Source organism: Kitasatospora sp. NPDC056076, assembly GCF_042266305.1.
GTDB lineage: Bacteria > Actinomycetota > Actinomycetes > Streptomycetales > Streptomycetaceae > Kitasatospora.
On sequence record NZ_JBHJWG010000003.1, the window covers coordinates 255,977 to 262,874 of the forward strand.

The window sequence follows — 6,898 nt, forward strand, 5'->3', positions numbered from 1 at the left end:
GTCCCGACGATCCTCCCGCACCGCGCCACCAGCTCCAAGCGTCATTCCCGCACGGGCGCCCGGGAGCACGCCGTGACCACCGGGTGATCAGCGGCGGCCCCTACCGGGCGTATCGGCTCAACTCCCGGACGCGACGAAGCCCTTGAGGTCGGAGAGCACCGCGTTGGCCGCCGTCACGCCGAGCCCGAGGAACCAGGTCTCGTCCGAAACCGGCCGCGCCTGACCGGACTTGACCGCCCCGAGGGTCTTCCAGAGCGCCCCGCCCAGCACCGCGTCCTGGTTGGTCGAACTGGGGCTGCCGTACACGCCGTAGAAGATCCAGTCGGCGTCGGCCTTGTCGATCTGTTCCGGGCTGACCTCCACCGCGAGTTCCTTGACCTGCTCGATCGCGGGCTGCGGCAGCGGCACGTCGGTGAGGATGGTGCCGATGAAGGAGAGTTCGGCGTAGAGCCTGGTCCGGCCGGGCATGAAGCGCAGCGGCGTGATGGTGGGCCGCTTGCCGCCGAGGGCGGCGCCGATCGCGGTGGCGGCGGCCTGGTAGGCGTCGAGCTGCGTCTTGGCTTCCGTCTGCAGGCCGAAGGGGCTGGCGTTGAGCAGGAAGTTCTGCTTCCACGGGTAGCCGGGGCGCAGTGAGAAGACGGTCGGCGCGATCTTCGACAGCTGGGCGTACTGGTCCTGGGCGCGCAGCTGGCTGCCGAGGATCAGGTCGGGCTTGAGCGCCGCGATCGCCTCCAGGTTGAGGCTGTTGATGGTGCCGACGGCGGCCGGGCTGCCCGCCTTGTCCTTGAGGTAGGAGGGCAGCGACTTGGAGCCGTCGGTGTGGACGACCCCGACCGGCTGGATGCCGAGCGAGACGACGTTGTCGAGCTCGCCCGTGTCCAGCACCACGACCCGGGTGGGCCTGGCGGGGATGACGGTCTCGCCCATGGCGTGCTTGACGGTGCGCGGGTAGACGCCGGGGGCGGCGTCGGTCCCGAAGCCCTTCATCTTCTCGATGACACCGGCGTAGTCGTCGCCGCCCTGCTTCACCGACTTCTGGTCCGGCGAGCCGCCGCTGCCCGGCTTCGCACCGCTGCCGCCCCCGGACCCGCCGGAGCCGCCCGAGCCCCCCGAACTGCCGCAGGCGGCGAGGAGCCCGCCGAGGCCGAGCACGGCGGCGCCGGTCACTCCGGTGGCGAGGAAGCGGCGCCGGCTGGGGGTGCGGGCGACGACGGCGGGGACGAGGGCGGGGGTGGGGGCCAGGTTCGGGTCGTCGGAGTCGGGGGCCACGCGACGCTCCTTCACGGTCGGGACCGGACGGTCGAGGTTAGGTGAGGCAAACCTATCCCGTTGCCGAGCGCACCCTCCGCACGGGGGTGCGCACCGAGGAGGCCAAAGGTCATCATCAGTGCACAAAATCACCAAGAGTTGGTCTATTCAACCTTCTTCGCGCGGCTTAGAGTGCGCTGGTGTTTGATCAGCAGCTCTCAGAGCACACAAGCAGCGGCCGGGCAACGGCGCCCGGTGCTCCGCAGGGTGCCCCGGTCAGTGGCACCAGTGGTGGCGTTCCCGAACCGGGGGCGGCTGGGGGAGCGGGGGACAAGGGTCTACGGGGCAACTCGGTGGGCCTGCTGGGCAGCGTGGTGCTGGGCGTCTCGACCGTCGCCCCGGTGTACTGCCTGACCGCGACGCTCGGGCCGACGGTCACCGCGGTCGGCGTCCAGATGCCGGCCGTGTTCCTGGCCGGCTTCCTGCCGATGCTGCTCGTCGCGTTCGCGTACAAGGAGCTGAACAAGGACTTCCCGGACTGCGGTACGTCCTTCACCTGGACGGTCAGGGCCTTCGGCCCCCGGGTCGGCTGGATGGCCGGCTGGGGACTGACCGTCGCCACCATCATCGTGCTCTCCAACCTGGCCGGCGTGGCGACGGAGTTCCTCTACCTGATGCTCGGTGAGATGACCGGCAGCAGCTGGATCGCCGGGCTCGACCAGAACAAGGCCGTCCATCTGCTCACGGTGGTGCTGCTCATCGCCGGCGCCACCGCGATGAGCTACCGGGGGATGACGGCCACCAAGTGGTTCCAGTACGGCCTGGTCGGCCTCCAGCTGGCCGTGCTGCTGCTCTTCTCGGCCATCGCCATCGGCAAGGCCGCCGCCGGTGACCTGCCCGACTCGATCGGCTTCTCGTTCTCCTGGCTCAACCCGCTCCAGGTCGGCTCGTTCAGCGCGTTCACCGCCGGCCTGTCGCTGTCCATCTTCATGTACTGGGGCTGGGACACCTGCCTCACCATGAACGAGGAGACCCTCGGCAGCACCAAGACCCCGGGTCGGGCCGCGATGGTCTCCATGGTCACCCTGGTCGGCTCGTACCTGCTGGTCGCGGTCGCCGCCCAGATGTTCGCCGGTGTCGGCAGCACCGGCGACGGCCTCGGCAACCCGGCCACGGCCGACAACGTCTTCGCCGCGCTCGCCCGCCCGGTGCTCGGCTCGCCGTGGAGCATCCTGCTGTTCCTGGCCGTCGTCGCCAGCGCCGCCGCAAGCCTGCAGACCACCTTCATCCCGGTGGCCCGCACCCTGCTCGCGATGAGCGCCTACCGCGCCGTGCCGCCGCGCTTCGGCACCGTCCACCCGCGCTTCCGCACGCCCGGCTACGCCACCGTCGCGGCCGGCCTCGCCACCGCCGTCTTCTACGTCGGCATGAGCCTGATCAGCGAGAACGTCGTCCAGGACACCATCCTGGCGCTCGGTCTGATGATCTGCTTCTACTACGCGCTGACCGCCTTCGCCTGCGTCCGGCACTTCCGCCACTCGCTCCGCGACAGCCCGCGCGACCTGCTGCTCAAGGGCGTCGCCCCGCTGCTCGGCGGCCTGCTGCTGAGCGCCGTCCTCCTCCAGACCCTGACCGATGCCTGGTCCCCCGACTACGGCAGCGGCGCGGTGTTCGGCGTCGGCTCGGTGTTCGTGATCGGCGTCGGCATCCTGCTACTCGGTGCCGCGCTGATGACCTGGTACGGCCGGATCCGCCCGGAGTTCTTCCGCGGCGAGACGCTGCGGCAGGACACCCGGGCCCTGGTCGTGGAGGACTGACGCCGGTCCACGGTGTCGGGGATCGGTGCAGGGGGCCGGTGCAGGAGACCTGAACCGGGTGACCGGTGCAGGGGGCCGGCGCTATCGTTGGAGCTATGAAGCGCTTCGTGGGCCTGTGCTGGTGGCCGTCCTAGGACGGCCACCCCACTCGCCTGACCACAGGGCCGTCCGGGATGGACGGCCCTGTCGCGTTTTCCCCACGGGACGGGCCCCTCGCCCCGGACGGCCGCCACCGCCGCCGTACCGAGGGAGAAACCCGATGACCACCACCACTGCCGCCACCGCCGCCACCACCACCGCTGGTGCGGTCGCCACCACGGCCATGACCGCCGGCACGTCCGACCTCACCGCCCAGGACCGGATCGACGACCCGTCCTCCCACCGGGTCCTCACCGGCGACCGCCCCACCGGCCCGCTCCACCTCGGCCACTACTTCGGCACCCTGCAGAACCGGGTCCGGCTGCAGGACCAGGGCGTCGAGATGTTCGTCCTGGTCGCCGACTACCAGGTCATCACCGACCGCGACATCGCCGACCGGCTCGCCGAACACACCGAGAACCTCGTCCTCGACTACCTCGCCGCCGGCCTCGACCCCGAACGGGCCACGATCTTCGCCCACAGCGCCGTTCCCGCCCTCAACCAGCTGCTGCTGCCCTTCCTCAGCCTGGTGAGCGTCGCCGAACTCAGCCGCAACCCCACCGTCAAGGACGAGATCGCCCACTCCAGCCAGGCCGCCGTGAACGGGCTGATGTTCACCTACCCCGTCCACCAGGCCGCGGACATCCTGTTCTGCAAGGCCGACCTCGTCCCGGTCGGCCAGGACCAGCTGCCCCACCTCGAAGTCGCCCGCACCGTCGCCCGCCGCTTCAACGAGCGCTACCCGCACGCCGACGGCAGCGCCGTGTTCCCCCGCCCCCGGGCGCTGCTCTCCGACGCCCCGATGCTGCTCGGCACCGACGGCGGCAAGATGAGCAAGAGCCGCGGCAACGCCGTCGCCCTCGGCGCCGACGAGGACACCACCGCCCGGATCATCCGCGGCGCGAAGACCGACGCCGACCGCCGCATCGGCTACGACCCGGTCGGCCGCCCCGAGGTGTCCGGCCTCGTCCTGCTCGCGGCGCTCTGCCAGGACCGCGACCCGAAGGCGATCGCCGAGGAGGTCGGCGACGGCGGCGCGGCCGCCCTCAAGCGCACCGTCATCGAGTCCGTCAACGAGTACTTCCGCCCGCTGCGCGCCCGCCGCGCCGAGCTCGCCGCCGACCGCGGCCACCTGCGGCAGGTCCTGCGCGAGGGTGCCGAACGGGCCAACGCCATTGCCGACACCACTCTCGCCGAGGTGCGGGAGGTGATGGGCGCGATCTGAACGGCCCTCAAGTCGACCGGCGCCCCGTGACGGGCCCGTCTGCGGACATCGGCCGGTCGACCGGCGGGCATATCGTCACCGGGCGGCCTCGACCACACCCCGAGGCCGCCCACAGCCCGCCCCTTCCCCGAAAGGTCCGGTCCATGGACCAGCAACCGACCACGCCCGGCCAGGGACTGACCCGCCCGCCGCAGCTGCGCCCCGGCGACCACATCGCCGTCGTCGCCCCCAGCGGCCCGATCGACGCCGGGCGCCTCACCGCCGGCTGCGAGATCCTCCGATCCTGGGGCCTGCGGGTCACCGTCGCCCCGCACGTCCTCGACACCCACCCCACCCTCGGCTACCTGGCCGGTACCGACGCCGACCGCGCCGCCGACCTCCAGGACGCGTGGCTGGACCCCGACGTCGACGCCGTCATCTGCGCCCGGGGCGGGTACGGCGTCCACCGCATCGTCGACCTGCTCGACTGGACCGCCCTGCGCTCCGCCCGCCCCAAGCCCCTCATCGGGTTCAGCGATGTCAGCTCCCTGCACGAGGCCTTCGCCCAGCGCCTCGGCCTCGCCACCCTGTACGGGCCGATGGCCGCCGCCGCCTCCTTCGTCGAGGACGGCCCCACCGCCGAGCACCTGCGCCGGACCCTCTTCGACCCGGCCGCCACCACCGTCCTCACCTCGCCCACCGCCGGCCCGCTCGTCCCCGGCCGCGCCCGGGGTGTCACCGCCGGAGGCTGCCTCCACGTACTCGTCGCCGAACGCGGCACGCCCGCCGCCCGCCCCTCCTACGCGGGCCGCATCCTCGTCCTCGAAGACGTCAACGAGCACCAGTACCAGCTCGACCGGCTGCTCACCCAGCTCCTGCGCTCCGGCGCCCTCGACGGCGTGGCCGGCATAGCCCTCGGCTCCTGGGAGGGCTGCGGGCGGCCCGAACGGGTCCGGGACGTGATGACCGACCGCCTCGGCGGCCTCGGCGTGCCCGTGCTCTGGGAGCTGGGTTTCGGCCACTGCCCGTCCACCCTGACCGTCCCGCTCGGCGTCCCCGCCCTGCTCGACGCGGACGCCGGCACGCTCACCCTGGAGCTGCCCGCCCTCGTCCCCACCGCCGCTCCCGACACCGCAACCGGCTCCGCCTGAGCCGACCGTCGGCCCCGGGCCGGTGAGTAGGGTGCGGCCATGAACGAGGACCGCCTCACCGCCCTTGCCCTCGGACTCCTCCGCGGCCCGGGCAGCAACGCCCGCACGATCCTCGGACTTGTCGGCCCGCCCGCGGCCGGCAAGTCCACCCTCGCCCGGCACCTGGTCGCCGAGGTCGAACGCGTCGAGGGCCCCGGTACCGCCGCGTACCTGCCGCTGGACGGCTTCCACCTCTCCACGGCCCAGCTCGACCGCCTCGGGCTGACCCACCGCAAGGGCGCCCCGGCCACCTTCGACGCCCACGGCTACGTCGCCCTGCTGCGCAGGGTCGCGGCCGACCGGTTCCAGGACATCTACGTCCCCGACTTCGACCGCACCCTGGACGAACCGGTCGCGGCCCGCCACGTCGTCCGCCCGCACACCCGCCTGGTCATCACCGAGGGCAACTACCTCGCTGCCGCGGACGCCCCGTGGCCGGAGGCCCGCCGGCTGCTGCGCGAACTCTGGTACGTCGAGACCGACGACACCGTCCGCGAGGAGCGGCTGCTCCGCCGCCACCGCGACGGTGGCCGGGACGAGGCCACCGCGCTGCGCTGGGTCACCGGCAACGACCATCCCAACGGCGAGTACGTGAAGCAGGGCCGGGCGCTCTGCACCCGGACGGTCCCCGGGGCCCGTTTGCTCCCGACGCCGGAGAGGGGTAGTGTTTCCTAGTCGCTCGGCAGGGAGCACCGGACACGCATCGGCGCGGACGGTCCCGGAGCGGCCAATCCCTTGAATCACCACTTCCGGTTCGTGCCGGTCGTTTCGCTTTTACGCGTCTCGGCTCGGTGCTTATTCGGCGTGCGCTGTTTATCGGATTGCGGCTGGATTCGCTTTTCGGAGCGGGGATCGGCTAGAGTTTGAAACGTCGGACGGGGCGTCAAGCCGCAGAAGACACCAGCGAGTTGGATGACGAAGCCCCGGAAAACGGAGCGGAAAACATCTGGTAAGCTGGAAACACGAAAGAACGAAGCGCCCGGAGGGCCCGCTGGAAGGCGGTCCGAAGGAAGCGTCCGTTCCTTGAGAACTCAACAGCGTGCCAAAAGTCAACGCCAGATATGTTGACATCCCCGGCCTCGATCGTCTGATCGGGGTTGGAGATTCCTTTTGAAACAAACACTAGCGAGGACGCAGTGCGCGGGATCACCCTATTCCGGTGGTTGCCGTGCCGCTCAACGCGGGTGTGGACCGGATTACCGGTATACATTCACGGAGAGTTTGATCCTGGCTCAGGACGAACGCTGGCGGCGTGCTTAACACATGCAAGTCGAACGGTGAAGCCCTTCGGGGTGGATCAG

At 71.2% G+C, this 6,898-nt stretch carries 5 protein-coding genes and 1 rRNA gene; 5 read left to right on the forward strand and 1 reads right to left on the reverse strand.

The annotated features are described in order from the left end of the window. Window positions 1-117: 117 nt before the first annotated feature. The gene (locus ACFC1T_RS04565) at window positions 118-1,167 is read right to left on the reverse strand and encodes an ABC transporter substrate-binding protein (protein ID WP_375883478.1); all 1,050 of its coding nucleotides are present in this window, start codon (window positions 1,165-1,167) and stop codon (window positions 118-120) included. A 434-nt stretch (window positions 1,168-1,601) separates the two neighbouring features. Here ACFC1T_RS04565 and ACFC1T_RS04570 point away from each other — a divergent pair, with 434 nt between their 5' ends. From ACFC1T_RS04570 to ACFC1T_RS04590, 5 genes are all read left to right on the forward strand, one after another. Further along, window positions 1,602-3,065 (forward strand): APC family permease, encoded by a 1,464-nt coding sequence (locus tag ACFC1T_RS04570; RefSeq protein ID WP_375883432.1) that lies wholly within the window; start codon window positions 1,602-1,604, stop codon window positions 3,063-3,065. 259 nt (window positions 3,066-3,324) lie between these two features. Next, window positions 3,325-4,428 (forward strand): tryptophan--tRNA ligase, encoded by a 1,104-nt coding sequence (trpS, locus tag ACFC1T_RS04575; RefSeq protein ID WP_375883434.1) that lies wholly within the window; start codon window positions 3,325-3,327, stop codon window positions 4,426-4,428. Between the two features lie 143 nt (window positions 4,429-4,571). Further along, the gene (locus ACFC1T_RS04580; RefSeq protein WP_375883437.1) at window positions 4,572-5,558 is read left to right on the forward strand and encodes an LD-carboxypeptidase; all 987 of its coding nucleotides are present in this window, start codon (window positions 4,572-4,574) and stop codon (window positions 5,556-5,558) included. Window positions 5,559-5,597: 39 nt separating this feature from the next. Further along, window positions 5,598-6,272, forward strand: a complete 675-nt coding sequence (locus ACFC1T_RS04585) for a nucleoside/nucleotide kinase family protein (protein WP_375883440.1) — start codon at window positions 5,598-5,600, stop codon at window positions 6,270-6,272. Window positions 6,273-6,806: 534 nt separating this feature from the next. After that, window positions 6,807-6,898: ribosomal RNA gene (locus ACFC1T_RS04590) — 16S ribosomal RNA — on the forward strand; the annotation flags it as partial.

What these genes read in the sequence shown, in the direction of transcription:
- ACFC1T_RS04585 (WP_375883440.1), top strand. Translation starts at nt 5,598, where the DNA reads ATGAACGAGGACCGCCTCACCGCCCTTGCCCTCGGACTCCTCCGCGGC.
- ACFC1T_RS04580 (WP_375883437.1), top strand. Translation starts at nt 4,572, where the DNA reads ATGGACCAGCAACCGACCACGCCCGGCCAGGGACTGACCCGCCCGCCG.
- trpS (WP_375883434.1), top strand. Translation starts at nt 3,325, where the DNA reads ATGACCACCACCACTGCCGCCACCGCCGCCACCACCACCGCTGGTGCG.